At 69.4% G+C, this 16,631-nt stretch carries 14 protein-coding genes; 4 read left to right on the top strand and 10 right to left on the bottom strand.

Annotation, left to right across the window (positions count from 1 at the left end; all coding sequences use genetic code 11):
* The first annotated feature begins 391 nt into the window (after positions 1 to 391).
* Positions 392 to 3,061 (top strand): ATP-dependent chaperone ClpB, encoded by a 2,670-nt coding sequence (clpB, locus tag AC06G6_RS18390; protein ID WP_479824537.1) that lies wholly within the window; start codon positions 392 to 394, stop codon positions 3,059 to 3,061.
* Positions 3,062 to 3,167: 106 nt separating this feature from the next.
* Here the strand turns inward: clpB and AC06G6_RS18385 are convergent, their stop codons facing one another.
* On the bottom strand, positions 3,168 to 3,746 hold the full coding sequence (locus AC06G6_RS18385) for a septum formation family protein (protein WP_479824535.1): 579 nt from the start codon (positions 3,744 to 3,746) through the stop codon (positions 3,168 to 3,170).
* Between the two features lie 682 nt (positions 3,747 to 4,428).
* Between AC06G6_RS18385 and AC06G6_RS18380 the strand changes: the two genes are divergently transcribed.
* Together AC06G6_RS18380 and AC06G6_RS18375 are read left to right on the top strand one after the other, a co-directional pair.
* Complete coding sequence (locus tag AC06G6_RS18380; RefSeq protein ID WP_282381218.1) at positions 4,429 to 4,662, top strand: DUF3073 domain-containing protein; 234 nt, start codon at positions 4,429 to 4,431, stop codon at positions 4,660 to 4,662.
* A 122-nt stretch (positions 4,663 to 4,784) separates the two neighbouring features.
* Entirely contained in the window at positions 4,785 to 5,567 is a 783-nt protein-coding gene (locus tag AC06G6_RS18375) for a VOC family protein (protein ID WP_479824533.1), read from the top strand.
* 116 nt (positions 5,568 to 5,683) lie between these two features.
* Here the strand turns inward: AC06G6_RS18375 and purM are convergent, their stop codons facing one another.
* The 3 genes from purM to AC06G6_RS18360 all read right to left on the bottom strand — a co-directional run bounded on the left by purM (position 5,684) and on the right by AC06G6_RS18360 (position 8,961).
* A complete protein-coding gene (gene purM, locus AC06G6_RS18370) occupies positions 5,684 to 6,856 on the bottom strand; it encodes a phosphoribosylformylglycinamidine cyclo-ligase (protein ID WP_479824531.1) in 1,173 nt (390 codons plus the stop codon).
* The gene (purF, locus tag AC06G6_RS18365) at positions 6,853 to 8,538 is read right to left on the bottom strand and encodes an amidophosphoribosyltransferase (protein WP_479824529.1); all 1,686 of its coding nucleotides are present in this window, start codon (positions 8,536 to 8,538) and stop codon (positions 6,853 to 6,855) included. Before purF ends, purM begins: the two co-directional genes overlap by 4 nt.
* Before the next feature lie 78 nt (positions 8,539 to 8,616).
* The gene (locus tag AC06G6_RS18360; RefSeq protein WP_479824527.1) at positions 8,617 to 8,961 is read right to left on the bottom strand and encodes a hypothetical protein; all 345 of its coding nucleotides are present in this window, start codon (positions 8,959 to 8,961) and stop codon (positions 8,617 to 8,619) included.
* A gap of 101 nt (positions 8,962 to 9,062) precedes the next feature.
* On the opposite strand from AC06G6_RS18360, the gene AC06G6_RS18355 reads away from it, so the two are divergent.
* A complete protein-coding gene (locus tag AC06G6_RS18355; RefSeq protein WP_479824525.1) occupies positions 9,063 to 9,911 on the top strand; it encodes a class I SAM-dependent methyltransferase in 849 nt (282 codons plus the stop codon).
* Between the two features lie 73 nt (positions 9,912 to 9,984).
* On the opposite strand, the gene bcp is transcribed toward AC06G6_RS18355, so the two are convergent.
* The 6 genes from bcp to AC06G6_RS18325 all read right to left on the bottom strand — a co-directional run bounded on the left by bcp (position 9,985) and on the right by AC06G6_RS18325 (position 16,585).
* Positions 9,985 to 10,464, bottom strand: a complete 480-nt coding sequence (gene bcp, locus AC06G6_RS18350; RefSeq protein WP_479824523.1) for a thioredoxin-dependent thiol peroxidase — start codon at positions 10,462 to 10,464, stop codon at positions 9,985 to 9,987.
* Positions 10,465 to 10,546: 82 nt separating this feature from the next.
* Positions 10,547 to 11,218: a winged helix-turn-helix domain-containing protein gene (locus tag AC06G6_RS18345; protein WP_479824521.1), complete on the bottom strand. Its 672-nt coding sequence runs from the start codon at positions 11,216 to 11,218 to the stop codon at positions 10,547 to 10,549.
* 8 nt (positions 11,219 to 11,226) lie between these two features.
* Positions 11,227 to 12,570, bottom strand: coding sequence for an allantoinase AllB (gene allB, locus AC06G6_RS18340; protein ID WP_307465254.1), 1,344 nt, complete (start codon positions 12,568 to 12,570; stop codon positions 11,227 to 11,229).
* On the bottom strand, positions 12,563 to 13,747 hold the full coding sequence (locus AC06G6_RS18335; RefSeq protein WP_479824519.1) for a glycerate kinase: 1,185 nt from the start codon (positions 13,745 to 13,747) through the stop codon (positions 12,563 to 12,565). Before AC06G6_RS18335 ends, allB begins: the two co-directional genes overlap by 8 nt.
* Positions 13,748 to 13,750: 3 nt before the next feature.
* A complete protein-coding gene (gcl, locus tag AC06G6_RS18330) occupies positions 13,751 to 15,541 on the bottom strand; it encodes a glyoxylate carboligase (protein ID WP_479824517.1) in 1,791 nt (596 codons plus the stop codon).
* Positions 15,542 to 15,706: 165 nt separating this feature from the next.
* Positions 15,707 to 16,585 (bottom strand): 2-hydroxy-3-oxopropionate reductase, encoded by an 879-nt coding sequence (locus AC06G6_RS18325; protein WP_479824515.1) that lies wholly within the window; start codon positions 16,583 to 16,585, stop codon positions 15,707 to 15,709.
* Positions 16,586 to 16,631: the final 46 nt, after the last annotated feature.

The following is a 16,631-nucleotide window of genomic DNA, read 5'->3' as shown; positions in this document are numbered from 1 at the left end:
CCCTGCGCCCCAGTCCTTGGGGACATGTCCAGTCTTGGGCCCGGGGAGTGGGCATATCAGGACTATGTCCTGGGGCCCGCCTGCGTGGAGGGCATGTCCCTTCCCGGAACCGGATCCTCGCTTGCGCATGAGCGGGCATGTCCCTCCCTGCGCTTCAGCCCTTGGGGACATGTCCAGTCTTGGGCCCGGGGAGTGGGCACATCAGGATTATGTCCAAGGGCCCGCGGGTCCGGAGGGCATGTCCCCCCGGGGAGTAATGTGCGGCTCCGGGGGACTCCGGCCCTAGACAGCAGTTTCGCCGTCGGCAAACATGGAGCCAAACGGACCCTGCGCAAAGTTGAGCGGAGTAGACTCAACTTTAATAGCAGCATGTTCCCGGAAGGAGCTCTCTTTGGACGCCAAATTCACCACCAAGAGCCAGGAGGCTCTTGCGGCAGCCGCCATGAACGCCTCGACGGCTGGCAACCCCCAGCTCGAACCCGCCCACCTGCTCAAGGCGCTGATGGACCAGCGCGAGGGTGTGGCCGTGGCCCTCCTCCGCGCCACCGGCACGGACCCGGATTCCGTCAGCGTCCAGGCCAGCACCGCGATCAAGGCCCTTCCCTCCACCTCCGGCAGCTCGGTGCAGCAGCCCCAGCTGTCCCGCACCGCCCTGCAGGCCATCAAGAACGCCCAGAACGAGGCCGAGCGGCTCGGGGACACCTTCGTCTCCACCGAGCACCTGCTGCTGGGACTCGCGTCCGGAAGTGACGCCGTCGGCAAGCTGATGCGCGACGCCGGCGCCTCCCACGAGGCCCTGCTCGCGGCCCTCCCGGGTGTCCGCGGCGACCGCAAGGTGGACACCGCCGACCCCGAAAACACCTTCCAGGCCCTGGAGAAGTACGGCACCGACCTCACCGCGATTGCCCGCTCCGGCAAGCTCGACCCGGTGATCGGCCGCGACGCCGAGATCCGCCGCATCATCCAGGTGCTCAGCCGCCGGACCAAGAACAACCCCGTCATCATCGGCGAACCCGGCGTCGGCAAGACCGCCGTCGTCGAAGGCCTCGCCCAGCGGATCGTCGCCGGCGACGTGCCCGAAAGCCTGCGCGGGAAGACCCTCATCGCCCTGGACCTCGCGTCCATGGTGGCCGGCGCGAAGTACCGCGGCGAATTCGAGGAACGGCTCAAGGCCGTCCTGGAGGAAATCAAGAGCTCCGAGGGCCAGATCGTCACCTTCATCGACGAGATCCACACCGTGGTGGGGGCCGGCGCCACCGGGGACAGCTCCATGGACGCCGGGAACATGCTCAAGCCCATGCTGGCCCGCGGCGAGCTGCGCCTCATCGGCGCCACCACGCTGGACGAGTACCGCGAAAACATCGAGAAGGACGCCGCGCTGGAACGCCGTTTCCAGCAGGTCTTCGTCGGCGAGCCGAGTGTGGAGGACACCATCGGCATCCTGCGCGGACTCAAGGAGCGCTACGAGGCGCACCACAAGGTCGCCATCGCGGACTCCGCCCTCGTCGCCGCCGCCACCCTCTCCAACCGCTACATCTCCGGCCGGCAGCTCCCGGACAAGGCGATCGACCTCGTCGATGAGGCCGCGTCCCGGCTGCGGATGGAAATCGATTCCGCCCCGGAGGAGATTGACCAGTTGCGCCGTTCCGTGGATCGCCTGACCATGGAGGAACTGGCCCTGGCCAACGAGACCGACCCGGCGTCGGTGGAGCGGCTGGCCGCGATCCGGGCGGACATGGCGGACAAAAAAGAGGAACTGGCCGGGCTCAACGCCCGCTGGGAGGCCGAGAAGGCGGGCCTGAACCGCGTCGGCGACCTCAAGGCCCGGATCGACGAACTGCGCTCCGCCGCGGAGAAATTCCAGCGCGAGGGCGACCTCGAGGCCGCCTCCCGGATCCTGTACGGCGAACTCCCCGCCCTGGAGCGGGAACTCAACGAAGCCGCCGAGGCGGAGTCGGCCCGGGTGGCCGGCGGCGGGGCCAAACAGGAACTCATGGTGGCGGAGGAGGTCACCGCCGACGACATCGCCGAGGTGATTTCCGCCTGGACCGGCATCCCCGCCGGCCGCATGCTGCAGGGCGAGAGCCAGAAGCTGCTGGAGATGGAACACATGCTCGGCCAGCGGCTCATCGGCCAGACCAAGGCCGTCACCGCGGTCTCGGACGCCGTCCGCCGGGCCCGGGCCGGCATCAGCGACCCCAACCGGCCCACCGGCTCCTTCCTGTTCCTCGGCCCCACGGGCGTCGGCAAGACCGAGCTGGCGAAGGCCCTGGCCGACTTCCTGTTCGACGACGAACGCGCCATGGTGCGGATCGACATGTCCGAATACTCCGAGAAGCACTCCGTGGCCCGGCTCGTCGGGGCGCCCCCCGGCTATGTGGGCTACGAGGAAGGCGGCCAGCTCACCGAGGCCGTCCGCCGCCGGCCATACTCCGTGCTGCTGCTGGACGAGGTGGAGAAGGCCCACCCCGAGGTGTTCGACATCCTCCTGCAGGTGCTCGACGACGGCCGGCTCACCGACGGCCAGGGCCGCACCGTGGACTTCCGCAACGTGATCCTGGTGCTCACGTCCAACCTCGGCAGCCAGTTCCTGGTCGACCCGGCCCTAGACGCAGACGCCAAGCGCCGGGCCGTGATGGCCACCGTGCACTCCTCCTTCAAGCCCGAGTTCCTGAACCGGCTCGATGAAGTGGTGCTGTTCGACCCGCTGAGCGTCGAGGAGCTCTCCCGGATCGTGGAGCTGCAGGTCAAGGAACTGGGCGAACGCCTCAAGGGCCGCCGGCTCAACCTGGAAGTGACCGAGGGGGCCCGCGCCTGGCTTGCGGTCACCGGCTTCGACCCGGCCTACGGCGCGCGGCCGCTGCGCCGCCTGGTGCAGCGCGAAATCGGCGACCGGCTGGCCAAAGCCATCCTGGCCGGCGACATCATGGACGGCGACACCGTGCTGGTGGACACCGCGCCAGACCTCACGGAGCTGACCGTGGGCGGTGTCGAGGCCTCGGACCGGCCCGACGGCGGCGCCTCCACCGGCAGCGGGCTCTCCGTCCGCCGCAAGGAGTAACGCGGAATTAAGCAAAGACCCGCCGGCCGGAGCATGCTCCGGCCGGCGGGTCCTTAAGCCGGCCGGTCTCTCAGCTGGACCCCGGTGAGGGACCGGCGGAAAACCTCTAGGGGACCAGCGATTCCATAATGACGTTCCCGGCATCGGCGGTCACGTAGCAGTCCACGCGGCGGTCGCCGTTGTTCCAGCTCGACGAGCTCGGGTAGGCGTTGCGCTGCAGCAGGTTGTAGGTGGTGGCGGCAGCGGCCAACTGCGCACTGCGGCACGTCTCGCGGCCCTTGTCCTTCAGCGCGTCCAGGCCGGGATAGGCCTCCGACGCCGGGTAGTGGTGGACCGCGATCAGCTGGGCCGAGTGCCCCGTGGCGCAGTCCACAATGGTGGACTGCGGCGCCTCCGGATCGAAATCCTTGAAACAGTCGCCGGGCTGGAAGTCCAGCGGACCGACCCCTTCCAGCGGCAGCGGTCCGCGGCTCGCGGGCGCGGCCGACGTCGCGGCGGCGGCAGCGGGGGCAACGTCCGCCGCGGGCTGCTTCGGGCTGCCGCCCAGCGAGGTCACGCCCCAGATCAGCAGACCCATGACGACGACTGCGGCCACGGCGGCGCCGATCCGCGCGGAACTCTGGCGGCGTACCCAGCCGCCCAGCTGTGACGTTTTGTCCGAGGCGACCTTTCCGGCCCCGGCCAAAGCCTTGGAGGCGGCGGCAGCGGTGCCTGCGGTGCGAGCTTTCGCGGCGGTGGCGGCAGCGGTCCCGGCGGCCCGCGCTTTCGCAGCGCTGGCGTTAGGAGTACCCGGGGCGCGCCCGGCGCGGCGGGGGCGGGGCTGCCCGGCGTCGGGCCCGTTGACCGGCGGTGCGGAAGGGCGGGTGGGAAGCGGCGTGGGCGGAGCAGCCGGCGGCGTCGCAGGCGGGACAGACTGCGGGGTCGCTGGCGGCACAACGGGTGTTGCGGACGTGGGCGGCGCGGACGGTTTCGGAGGCACGGCAGACGGTGCGGCAGGCACGGACCGCGCGCCGGGTGCGCCGGCCGGTGGAACCCCAGGCGTGCCGGCGTTGCCGGGCCTTTCGTTCTCTTCGGTCACTGAGAATTCACCACTTCCGTGCATCTGGGCCGCGGCGGGACGCCGGGCGGGGGACCCGTTTCCGGAAGTCCACTACGGAACTCTACCGAAGATGCCGGGCGCCCCGCATGCCGCCGGGGCGCCGCCGGGAGCAGCGGTCCGCCCGATACCGCCCGGAGCGTCCGTCCCGGGGAGCAGTTACCGCTGAAAGCATGTAATCTAGGTGTACGACAAATTGACCAAACATTCCGGGGCCTCACTAATGCCAATGGTGACCACCTCCGGTCCGAGTACAAAAGGGGGTCACGCCATGGGGCGCGGCCGTCAAAAGGCAAAAGCTACCAAGCAGGCTCGGGACATCAAGTACTACTCCCCGAACACTGACTACACTGCTCTTCAGCGTGAGCTCAAGAGCTCTGAGGTCCGTGCGCCGAGTCGTTTCTCGAGTGAGCCTGTAGAGCCGGATTATTCGGCCTATGTGGATAAGTACGCGGACGATGTGGAAGAGGACGACGACGAGGTTGATTCCCGTCGGATAGGTTAGTCGACACTTCTTTCCGGCATGCACCTCCGCTAGCGGATTGCCGACCACATGATTTCAGGCCCGCCGGCCACTTCCAGCAATGGGAGCGGACGGCGGGTTTTCTGCTACCCGAAAGGACCGCCATGACCATTCGCACGGGTTTCACCGAGGGGGAAGTCTGCTGGACGGATCTCCAGACCAGCGACGTCGCGGCGGCCAAGGCGTTTTACGCCGCGGTCTTCGGCTGGCGCTTTGAGGACCTGCCCACCCCGGACGGGCGCAGCTACGCCCAGGCATTCCTGGGCGAGGACCTGGTCACCGTGATCGCACCGCAGAATCCACAGCAGCAGGCCGCCGGGGCGCCCGCCCAGTGGAACGTCTACTTCGCCTCCTCCGACGCCCGGGAGCTCGCCAACGGTCTGGTCCACGCCGGCGGAACCCTGGAGTTTGGCCCCGAGGAGGTGGGCGGCACCGGCGTCATGGTTTTCTTCGCCCCGCCCGGCGGCGGCACCACCGGCGCCTGGCAGGCTGGCAGCCACTTCGGCACCGTCCGCAGCGGAGAGCCCGGCGCCCTGGCCTGGGCCGAACTGTTGACGCCCGAGCCGCAGTCCGCCGTCGGCTTCTTCCAGCAGCTGTTCGGCCAGGACGTGACGGAGTACCCGCAGGACGACGGCGGCAAGTACAGCACGCTGGTGGTCAACGGCGCGGAGGTGGCCGGCATCGCCGCGGTCCCTGCGGATGCCGAGGGCACGCTCGAGCCGGGGTGGCAGGTGTACTTCGGGGTCTCCAGCGTCGCGGAGGCAGTTGCGGCGGCCGAGGCTGCCGGCGGCACCGTCCTGATCGCCCCGGACGAGGACGAGGAAGCCGGCACCATCGCCACCCTCGAGGACCCGCAGGGCGGCGTGTTCAGCGTGCTGGAGGTCTGACCCGCCTTAAACCAGATCGAGTGCTCCACAACTGCCGTTTTGGACCTGCTAAACGGCGGTTGTGGAGCACTCGATGGGGGTTTAGGTGGGGGTTTAGGTGGGGCTTAGTTGGGGGGTTAGGCGTAGGTGTTGACCAGCCGGACGGCGCCGCCGTCGACGCCCTTGGCGCCCTGGACGTAATCCGGTCCGGTCTTGACGATCGAGTCCGAGTTTTCCTCTACGGTGCCCATGACCCAGGCCGGCAGCCCGCGTTCGTTGAGCCGGTTCACGGCGGCGTCGGCGGCCTCGGGGGAGACGATCGCCACCATGCCCACGCCCAGGTTCAGGGTGCGCTCCAGGTCGGCCAGCGGGACGTTGCCCAGCTCGGCGACCAGCCGGAATATGGCCGGAAGCTGCCAGGTGCCGCGGTCCACGGTGGCCAGCAGGCCCTGCGGCAGGACACGGGCCAGGTTGGCGGCGAGGCCGCCGCCGGTGACGTGGCTGAAGCCGTGCACGGCCTGGCCGGCGGCGGAGCCGTTCACCGGGAAGGCGCGGGCCAGGTCCAGGCAGTCGGCGGCGTAGACGCGGGTCGGTTCCAGGAGTTCCTCGCCGAGGGTGCGGCTGAATTCGGAGACGTGGCGGTCCAAGGCCCAGCCGGCGTGGTTGATGACGCGGCGGACCAGGGAGTAGCCGTTGGAGTGCAGCCCGGAGGAGGCCATGCCGATCACGACGTCGCCGGCGCGGACGCGGTCCGGGCCCAGCAGGTCGGCGGCTTCGACCACACCGGTGGCGGCACCGGCGACGTCGTACTCGTGCTCGCCCAGCAGGCCCGGGTGCTCGGCGGTTTCGCCGCCCACCAGGGCGGTGCCGGCGACGGAGCAGGCGGCCGCGATGCCGCGGACGATGTCCGCGATGCGCTCCGGGACCACCTTGCCGCAGGCGATGTAGTCGGTCATGTACAGCGGCTCGGCGCCCACCACGACGATGTCATCGACCACCATGCCGACGAGGTCGAAGCCGATGGTGTCGTGGATGTCCATGGCCTGGGCGATGGCGACCTTGGTGCCGACGCCGTCGGTGGAGGTGGCCAGCAGCGGGCGCTTGTAGGTCAGCAGCCGGGAAACGTCGTACAGGCCGGCGAAGCCGCCGACGCCGCCGATCACCGAGGCGTTGTGGGTCGCCTTGATGGCGCCCTTCATCAGTTCGACGGCGCGGTCGCCCGCTTCGACGTCGACGCCGGCGGAGGCGTAGGTGATGCCGACGGCGTTCTGGGCGGCGTTCATGTCAGCGGCCGGGGAGGCGGAAGTCATACGGGCTCTTTCTTGTCGGCAGCAATGGTTCGATCAATGCGATCGGCATCGGTGAGCAGTTCTTCGAATTCGGCGTCCGGGCCCGGGTCGCAGCCGGTGGCTCCGGACTTCTCGGCCGGATCCTCGTCGGCGCTGATCCCGGCGGCCGCTTCGGCGGCGGTTTCCGACGCGGCGGCGCCGAGGGCGGCGTCTCCGGCAGCAGCGGGGAGGCCGCCGAGGTCGGTGCGTTCGAGCAGGTTCTTGCCCAGCTTGTCGGCGCCCGGGAGTTCGATCGGGTAGTTGCCGGTGAAGCAGGCGGTGCACAGGCGTTCGCGCGGCTGCTGCGTGGCGCCGATCATGCCGTCTTCCGAGATGTAGGCCAGGGAGTCGGCGCCGATGGCCTGGGTGATCTCCTCGACGGTGGCGCCGTTGGCGATCAGCTCCGCCCGGGAGGCGAAGTCGATGCCGTAGAAGCACGGCCACTTCACCGGCGGGGAGGAAATCTTGATGTGGACGCTGGCGGCGCCGGCCTCGCGGAGCATCCGGACGATCGCGCGCTGCGTGTTGCCGCGGACAATCGAGTCATCCACCACCACAACGCGCTTGCCGCGGATCACGGATTCCAGCGCATTGAGCTTGAGCCGGATGCCCAGCTGGCGCAGCGTCTGCGAGGGCTGGATGAAGGTGCGGCCGACGTAGGAGTTCTTGACGAAGCCGTGCGCGAACGGGATGCCGGATTCCTCGGCGTAGCCGACGGCGGCGGGCGTGCCGGATTCCGGCACCGGGATGACGATGTCGGCTTCCTGCGTGTTCTCGCGGGCCAGCTGGCGGCCCATTTCCACGCGGGACTCGTACACCGACCGGCCTGCGATGGAGGCGTCCGGGCGGGCGAGGTAGACGTATTCGAAGACGCAGCCGGCCGGCGTCGCCTCGGCGAAGCGCTGCGAGCGGACGCCGTCCTCGTCGATCGCGATGAACTCGCCGGGCTCGATTTCGCGGATGAAGCTGGCGCCGACGGTGGCGAGGGCGGACTGCTCGGAGGCGACCACCCAGCCGCGCTCCAGCCGGCCCAGGCAGAGCGGGCGGACGCCGTACGTGTCCCGGGCCGCGTAGAGGGTGCCTTCGTCCATGAAGACAAAGCAGAAGCCGCCCTTGATCTTGGGCAGCAGCTCCATGGCGGTCTGTTCGAGCGACTTGCCCTCTTCGCCCTCCAGGAGCGCGGTGACCAGGGCCGTGTCCGAGGTGTTGCCCTGCTTCATTTCGCCGCTGAGCTGGCCGCCGTTGCGGCCCTCGATCAGGGCCTTGAGCTCGGCGGTGTTCGTGAGGTTGCCGTTGTGGGCCAGGGCCACGGTGCCCGTGGCGGTGGCGCCCAGGGTGGGCTGCGCATTGGCCCAGTGGCTGGCACCGGTGGTGGAGTAACGGCAGTGGCCGACGGCCAGGTGCCCGGTCAGGGTGTTCAGCGTGGTCTCGTCGAAGACCTGGGAAACGAGGCCCATGTCCTTGTAGACGTTGATCCGCTTGCCGTCGCTGGTTGCTATGCCAGCCGACTCCTGACCGCGGTGCTGTAGTGCATACAGCCCGTAATAGGTGAGTTTTGCAACCTCTTCGCCGGGAGCCCAGACCCCAAAGACGCCGCATGCGTCCTGAGGGCCTTTTTCGCCAGGGAGGAGATCATGAGAAAGTTTTCCATCGCCGCGTGCCACTGGTCGATTATCTCACGTTGTGCGGTGGGTCTTTCCCGGCGACCGGTTTATGACCTGCTGGGGTTGGCCTCCGGCCGGTCAGGCCCCCGGCTGGTCCCCGGTATCGGGCACGGAATCGGGGACGGATTCGACGACGGCGCGCTTGGCCCTGCGGACGCTCAGGCGGTCCAGGATGAGCGCCGCGGCGCCGCCGAGGATGACGCCGCCCGCGCCGCACAGGACCATAAAGAATCCGAAGACGGCGCCGGCGTCGTAGGCTTCATCGCCCGGGAGTCCGTAGGCGAGGAAGGCGGCCACGCCGAAGCCCAGGAGCCCGCCCAGGACCAGGAACGGCACGTACTTCGGCGCCCGGCGGACGGTGACTTCGCGCCGTTCGGGGAGGTGCTGCTCGCCTGCGGTGCCGGGGTTTTCGGGGGTAGACATGCCGTTAAGCCTACTGCCCCGCCAGCCATTGCTCCGGCCGGGGCGGCGGGGGCACACTAGGGGGTGGGGGAGGGTGCGGTCCGGGCGTAAGGAGTCGCACCATGTCAGTCACAGCGGACAGCATCCGTGACCAGCAGCGCACCATCTGGGACCAATTCGCGGCGGGCTGGCAGAAATGGGACGCCGAACTTCTCGGCTGGCACGGCCCGTTCGGCGACGCCCTGATTGAGGAGGCGCGGCTGCATCCGGGTGCCTCGGTGCTGGACGTTGCGTCAGGGACGGGGGAGCCGGGGCTTACGGCGGCGGCGCTGGTGCCGGACGGCCAGGTGGTTTTGACCGACATTTCACCCGGCATGCTCAAGGTCGCCGAGCTGAAGGCGACGGCCAGGGGCCTTCACAACGTGCGCTTCGAGGTCTGCGATGCCGCCGCCCTGCCGCTGGAAGACGAATCCTTCGACGCGGTGCTGTGCCGCTTCGGGTTCATGTTCTTTCCCTCGATCTCGCCCGCGCTCCGGGAGATGGTCCGGACGGCCAGGCCCGGGGCGCGGATAACGGCTGCAGTGTGGGGCCGTGCCGCGGAGAACCCGTGGGCCAGTTTGATCCTGGGCACGCTGGCCCGTCACACGGAACTCCCGCCGCCGCCGCCTGGGATACCGGGGTTGTTCCGGTATTCCGCGGCAGGCCTGATGTCCCGCATGTTCCGCGAGGCCGGCCTAGTCGACGTCAGCGAACGGAAAGTCAGTACGGATCTGGTGCACGAATCGCCGGAACGCTACTGGGAGTTCATGACCGACATCGCGACCACCGTGGCGATGGGCCTGGCCAGGTCGGACGCGGAATCCCGGGAGCTGATCCGCTCTGACGTCTTCCAGCTGCTGGGCCGCTACGAGCACGACGGCGCCATCCGGCTCCGCTCCTCGGCCACGATCGTGGCGGGGACGCGGCCCTAGCCGGTTTCCGCGGCGCTTTTGGACGGGCGCGGCGCGGATCCGGGGTGCGCGCGTCCGAAAGCGCCGCGCAATCCTAGATGCCGAGCTCTTCCTTCAGTGCCGCGACGTGGCCCTGGGCCTTGACCTGGTACTGCGCCAGCGTCACGTTGCCCTCGGGGTCGAGCACCACGGTGGAGCGGACGATCCCTTCGGTGACCTCGCCGTTGACCAGCTTCTCGCCCCAGGCGCCGTACGCCAGGGCCACGGCGTGGTCCTCGTCGGCGAGCAGCGGGAAGGTCAGGGCGAAGTCGCCGGTGAAGTGCGCCAGTTCCTCGGGTGCGTCGGGGGAGATGCCCAGCACTTCATAGCCGGAGCCCTGCAGGGACGCCAGGTTGTCGCGGAAATCGCAGGCCTCGGTGGTGCAGCCCGGGGTGGCGGCCTTCGGGTAGAAGTACACGATCACGTTCTTGCCGCGGTAGTCGGCCAGCGCGACCTTCTCTCCCGCGGCGTCCGGCAGCGTGAAGTCCGGGGCGGGGGTTCCGGGCTGGAGTTTGATGGTCAGCTGGGGGCTCATGGGGGTTCCTTCGGGGTCTGTGAGGGGTTCGTCCGCGGAGGTCTGCGGACAAAAAGCGGTCTGCCGATGCACAACCACGGGTTCAGATGCTGTATTCCGCCGGCCCGCGCACCTTGGTGTGGGGTCCGGGCATAAACCGGTAGCCGCCGCCGCGGACCGTGGCGATCGCGTGCCGTCCGCCCCGCAGCTTGCGCCGCACCCGGCCCACGTACACATCGATGGACCGGGACGCCGCCGCGGGGGAATCGAACGATTCGAGGAACAGCCGCAGCTCTTCCCGGCTCACGGTGTGCGAGCAGTTCTCCACCAGGTACCGCAGCAGCTTGAACTCGACGCCGGTCAGCGGCACCCGCTGCCCGTCCAGCCGCACCTCGCTCGCGGCAAGGTCCACGGACACCAGGCTGCCGGGCCCGCGCATCGGCGTCACGTGGGCGGCGCCGCCGTCGTCCTCCTGCGGGGAGTCCTCCGCAGCGGACGGCGACGGCACGGACGGCGCCGGCACCGGGGTCCCGCCGTCGGCGGTGGTAGCAGCCCCGGGGACGGGCCAGACCTGGACGTCCGCCCCCGGGGCAATCTTCAGGGCGTGCGCCAGCAGCAGTTGCGCGGCCCGCGCCATTCCGGCGTCATCGAGATCCCGGCCCTCGCCCGGTGTCACCCAGACGGCCAGGCCGTGCGCCAGCAGCCGCGGGCCGGACGCCGGACCCTGCTCCCGGCGCGTATATATGCCTCGTGGGGAATGGGCTTCGGTTGCCATGGAAACCGTCAGACTCCGCCGCGGCGCAGCAGCTGTCCGCTGGGGGTGCGGCCGTCGATTTCATGGCCGCGCAGGAAGGTCCTGCGGACCACTCCGGACAGTGCCTTGCCGTCGTACGGGGTGATGGGGTTCTTGTGCTTGAGCTTCGAGACGTCCACTACGAAGGCCTCGTCGGGCGCGAAGATGGAGAAATCGGCGTCGTACCCCAGGGCCAGCTGGCCCTTGGTGTTCAGCCTCGCCAGTTCGGCGGGCTTCCGGGCCATCCAGGACACCACCTGTTCCAGCGGGATGCCGCGGTGCCGGGCCTCGGTCCAGATCAGCGACAGGCCCAGCTGCAGCGAGGAAACCCCGCCCCAGGCCACGGCGAAGTCGCCGTTTTCCAGGTCCTTGAGGTCCAGCGTGCTGGGGGAGTGGTCGGAGACGATGCAGTCGATGGTGCCGTCCTGCAGGCCTTTCCAGAGCAGTTCCCGGTTCGAGGCCTCGCGGATCGGCGGGCAGCACTTGTACGCGGTGGCCCCGTTGGGGATTTCCTCGGCCATCAGGGTGAGGTAGTGCGGGCAGGTCTCCACCGTGAGGTGGACGCCGTCGCGCTTGGCGCTGGCAATCATCGGGAGGGCATCGGAGGAGGACAGGTGCAGGATGTGGGCGCGGGCGCCGGTCCAGCGGGCGCGTTCAATCACCTCGGCGATGGCCTTGTTCTCCGCGCCGCGGGGCCGGGACGCGAGGAACGTCGCGTACTGGTCGCCGCCCGGGTGCGGTGCACGGTCGATCGCGTGGGAGTCCTCGGCATGGACGATCATGAGGGAGTCGAAGGACTTGAGCTCGGCCAGGTCCTCTTCCAGCTCCTCGGCGTCCAGGTGGGGGAACTCGTCCACGCCGGAGTGCAGCAGGAAGCACTTGAAGCCGAAGACGCCCTCGTCGTGCAGCGGCCGGAGGTCCGCTTTGTTGCCGGGAACCGCGCCGCCCCAGAATCCGACGTCGACGAACGCCTGGTCCTCGGCCACCTCGCGCTTGAGTTTGAGGCCGTCCACCGTGGTGGTGGGCGGGATGCTGTTGAGCGGCATGTCGATGATGGTGGTCACGCCGCCAGCCGCCGCGGCCCGGGTGGCGGAGGCAAAGCCCTCCCACTCGGTGCGGCCCGGCTCGTTGACGTGGACGTGCGTGTCCACGAGGCCCGGCAGCAGGGTTTCGTCCTCCGCGAGCTCAATGACGGCCGTACCGGACAGCCCGTTGCCGAGCGGCTCGATCGCCACGATCTTGCCGCCGCGCACGCCCACTTCGCGCGGCGCGATGCCCGCCGTCGTCAGGACGCGCTGGCCCCGGATGACGAGGTCGAAGGTTTCTTCAGACATTCAGGCTCTCCTTGCTCGTGGCCGTTTGGCCGGCGGCCGGCGCCGCCAGCTGCAGGCCGATGTTCCGTCCGAGGCGTTCCAGCAGCGCTGCCGCCTCCGTTATACATGTGTCTACATTGCTTTCGAGCTCCGTCAAAGCATGGACCTGGCGGAGCCCGGAAGCCGTGAGCTGCTCCGGGCCCAGCGTGGTGCGTCCGCAGACGGCGATGACCGGAATGCCGGCGCGCGCCGCCGCCCGCGCAACCCCCAGCGGGGTTTTGCCCAGCAGGCTTTGTTCGTCCAGGCTGCCTTCGCCGGTGATCACCAGATCGGCACCGGCCAGGCGCGCCTCCAGCTCAGTGAACTCGAGGACGACGTCGATGCCCGGCCGGCGCGTGGCCGCCAGGGCCGCGATCGCGGCGTAGCCCACCCCGCCGGCCGCCCCGGCGCCCGGGGCCTGCGCGGCCTTGACCGCCCGCGGCCCGAGCTCCCGCGCCAGCACCTCCACGAAATGCGCCAGCGCGGCGTCGAGTGCGGCCACGTCCGCCGGGCTGGCGCCCTTCTGCGGTCCGAAGACCGCCGCGGCACCCTCGGCGCCGAGCAGCGGGTTGTCGACGTCGCTGGCGAGCACAAAGCGAGTCTCGTCCAGCCGAGGGTCGAAGCCGGTGAAGTCGATCCGGTCCAGCCGGGCGAGTGCGGCGCCGCCGGGCGGCAGCTCGCTGTCCGCGCCGTCGAGGAAGCGGGCGCCGAGGCCCTGCAGGAGGCCGGCGCCGCCGTCGGTGTTAGCGCTGCCGCCCACGCCGAGGATGATCTGCCGGCAGCCGGCATCCAGGGCCGCGCGGACCAGCTCTCCGGTGCCCAGGCTCGTGGCGCCGGTGGCGCTGGCCGAGTCCGGGCCGCCGCCGGGCAGGACCGCGAGCCCGGACGCGGCCGCCATCTCGATGACCGCCTCCCGGCCGCGGACCGCGAAGTCGGCGGTCAGCGGTTCCCCGGTGGGTCCGGTCACGACGGCGCTGCGGCGGGAGAAACCGGAGCCGACGGCGGCGTCCAGGGTGCCTTCGCCGCCGTCGGCCACCGGAATCAGGAGGATGTCCAGGTTGGAACCGGTGGCCGCCTGCAGTCCCGCCGCCAGGTGCCGGGCGACGTCCGGGGCGGAGAGCGAGCCCTTGAACTTATCCGGAGCTATGACAACGCGCATGTCTTACGCCTGCAGGGCCAGGATGGCGGTGGGGGCGTCCGCGCGGGTTTCGGCCAGCGCTTCGAACTCGTTCACCGCGTTGATTTCGGTGCCCATGGAGATGTTGGTGAGCTTCTCCAGGATCACTTCAACCACCACGGGAACCCGGAACTCGCCCATCAGGGCCTGGGCCTTCTCGAAGGCGGACGCCAGGTCGCTGGGGTCCTCCACCCGGATGGCCTTGCAGCCCAGGCCCTCGGCCACCTTGACGTGGTCCACGCCGTAGCCGCTGGCGGTCGCCGAGAGATCCGTGGAGTTGATGTTCTCGAACGCCAGGGACACGTTCTGCTCCATGTTGAACCCGCGCTGGGACTGGCGGATCAGGCCCAGGTAGGAGTTGTTGACCACCACGTGGATGTAGGGGAGGTTGAACTGCGCGCCGACGGCCAGCTCCTCGATCATGAACTGAAAATCGTAGTCACCGGACAGGGCGACGACGGTCTCCTCCGGCTTGGCGCGCACCACGCCGAGGGCGGCCGGGGCGGTCCAGCCCAGCGGGCCGGCCTGCCCGGCGTTGATCCACCTGCGCGGTCCGAACACGTGCAGCATCTGGGCGCCGGCGATCTGGGACAGGCCGATCGTGGACACGTAGGTGGTGTCCTTGCCGAACGCCTTGTTCATCTCCTCGTAGACGCGCTGCGGCTTGATGGGGATGTTCTCGAAGTGCGTCTTGCGGTGCAGGGTGGCCTTGCGCTCCGCGCATTCGGCGGCCCAGCCGGAATAGTCCGGCAGGGTGCCCGCAGCCTTGCGTTCGCGGGCCAGCCCGATCAGGCCCGTGATGGCCGCGCCGGCGTCGGAGGCGATGCCCAGGTCCGGGGAGAACACGCGGCCGATCTGGGTGGGCTCGATGTCGATGTGCACGAACGTCCGTCCGGACGTGTAGGTGTCCAGTCCGCCGGTGTGGCGGTTGGCCCAGCGGTTGCCGATGCCGATGACGAAGTCGGACGCCAGCATGGTCTCGTTGCCGTAGCGGTGCGAGGTCTGCAGGCCCACCATCCCGGCCATCAGCGGGTGGTCGTCGGCGATCGCGCCCCAGCCCATCAGGGTGGGGATGACCGGAACGCCGAGCAGTTCGGCCAGCTCCACCAGTTCCGCGGACGCGCCGGCGTTGATGATGCCGCCGCCAGCCACGATCAGCGGGTGCTGCGCCGCCGTGAGCATGTCCAGTGCCTTTTCCAGCTGCCGGCGGCTGGCCCGCGGCTTCTCAACGGCCAGGGGTTCGTAGGCGTCGATGTCGAATTCGATCTCGGCCAGCTGCACGTCAATGGGCAGGTCCAGCAGCACCGGACCCGGGCGGCCGGAGCGCATGAGCTGGAAGGCCTTCTGGAATGCACCCGGCACCTGGCCCGGTTCCCGGACGGTCATGGCCATCTTGGTGACCGGCTTGGCGATGGACTCGATGTCCACGGCCTGGAAGTCCTCCTTGTGCAGTTTGGCCACCGGGGCCTGGCCGGTGATGCAGAGCATGGGGATGGAATCGGCCCAGGCGGCGTACAGCCCGGTGATCATGTCCGTGCCGGCGGGCCCGGAGGTGCCGATGCAGATGCCGATGTTGCCGTCCTTGGCCCGGCTGTAACCGTCGGCCATGTGGCTGGCGCCTTCTACGTGGCGGGCCAGGGTGTGGCGGATCCCGCCGTGGTTCCGCATGGCGGAGTAGAACGGGTTGATGGCCGCGCCCGGCAGGCCGAACGCCTCGGTGGCGCCCTCCTTTTCCAGGATGGCGACGGCAGCGTCTACGGTGCGCATCTTAGTCATGGTGTACTCCTTGGAAGTCTGTTTTTGGGTGTGCTGAAGGAAGTCCCGGCGAACCGTCGCGGGCATCTTTTTTTGTGGGGCAGGGAGTCGGCGTCGTAATTAACGACGGCGGCCGGCGTGTCCGTGTCGAAGTGCCCCCGGAAGGGCGGCCGGGCTGCGGCCGGGCTAGTGGCGGCCGCTGAGCTGCAGGACCTGCTTGAAGAGTCCGGAGTGGTCCAGTCCGCCGTCGCCCTGGTTGACGCTGGCCGCGACGAGCTGCGCGACGACGGCGCCCAGGGGGACGGCGACGTTGGCTTCTCGGGCGGCCGAGGTGACGATGCCCAGGTCCTTGTGGTGCAGGGCCAGGCGGAAGCCGGGGTCGAAGTTGCGGTCGAGCATCTTCTGGCCCTTCTGGTCCAGGACCTTGGAGCCGGCCAGGCCCCCGCCGAGGACCTTGAGGGCCGCGTCCGTGTCGACGCCGTAGGCCTCGAGGAAGGCGATGGCCTCGGCCAGGACCTCGATGTTGACGGCGACGATCAGCTGGTTGGCTGCCTTGACGGTCTGGCCGGAGCCGGACGGGCCGACGTGGACGATGGTTTTGCCCACCGCGGTGAGGACATCCTGGGCGGCCTCGAAATCCGCCGCTTCGCCGCCCACCATGATGGACAGCGCGGCGTCGATGGCGCCCTGCTCGCCGCCGGACACCGGGGCGTCCAGGGCGCGGAGGCCGGCAGCCTTCGCGTCGTCGGCGAGGCGCTTGGCGACGTCCGGGCGGATGCTGCTGGCATCGATCCACAGGGTGCCCGGCCTGGCGTGGGCGAACACCCCGTCGGGGCCGCTGACGACACCCTCGACGTCGGGGGAGTCCGGCACCATGGTGAGAACGACGTCGGCGTCCTTGACCGCGTCGGCGATGCTGGCGGCGCCGCGGCCGCCTTCGGAGGCCAGCTTGTCGATCTTGTCCTGGCTGCGGTTGAAGCCGGTGACGGTGTGGCCGGCCTTGACCAGGTTGATGGCCATGGGCAGGCCCATGATTCCGAGTCCGATGACTGCAACGTTGCTCATGATGGTTCCTTTACTGAAGTCTTTTTAGCGCGGGTGTGCTGTTGTG

It is taken from the genome of Arthrobacter sp. CJL-S3 (genome assembly GCF_056711635.1).
This window is presented reverse-complemented; position numbering and strand designations above follow the sequence as displayed.

Bases quoted from the DNA above. Each gene is read 5' to 3' on its own strand.
- AC06G6_RS18380 (WP_282381218.1), top strand. From the start codon at position 4,429: ATGGGGCGCGGCCGTCAAAAGGCAAAAGCTACCAAGCAGGCTCGGGAC.
- AC06G6_RS18375 (WP_479824533.1), top strand. From the start codon at position 4,785: ATGACCATTCGCACGGGTTTCACCGAGGGGGAAGTCTGCTGGACGGAT.
- purM (WP_479824531.1), bottom strand. From the start codon at position 6,856: ATGACTTCCGCCTCCCCGGCCGCTGACATGAACGCCGCCCAGAACGCC.
- AC06G6_RS18360 (WP_479824527.1), bottom strand. From the start codon at position 8,961: ATGTCTACCCCCGAAAACCCCGGCACCGCAGGCGAGCAGCACCTCCCC.
- AC06G6_RS18355 (WP_479824525.1), top strand. From the start codon at position 9,063: ATGTCAGTCACAGCGGACAGCATCCGTGACCAGCAGCGCACCATCTGG.
- bcp (WP_479824523.1), bottom strand. From the start codon at position 10,464: ATGAGCCCCCAGCTGACCATCAAACTCCAGCCCGGAACCCCCGCCCCG.
- AC06G6_RS18345 (WP_479824521.1), bottom strand. From the start codon at position 11,218: ATGGCAACCGAAGCCCATTCCCCACGAGGCATATATACGCGCCGGGAG.
- allB (WP_307465254.1), bottom strand. From the start codon at position 12,570: ATGTCTGAAGAAACCTTCGACCTCGTCATCCGGGGCCAGCGCGTCCTG.
- AC06G6_RS18335 (WP_479824519.1), bottom strand. From the start codon at position 13,747: ATGCGCGTTGTCATAGCTCCGGATAAGTTCAAGGGCTCGCTCTCCGCC.
- gcl (WP_479824517.1), bottom strand. From the start codon at position 15,541: ATGACTAAGATGCGCACCGTAGACGCTGCCGTCGCCATCCTGGAAAAG.
- AC06G6_RS18325 (WP_479824515.1), bottom strand. From the start codon at position 16,585: ATGAGCAACGTTGCAGTCATCGGACTCGGAATCATGGGCCTGCCCATG.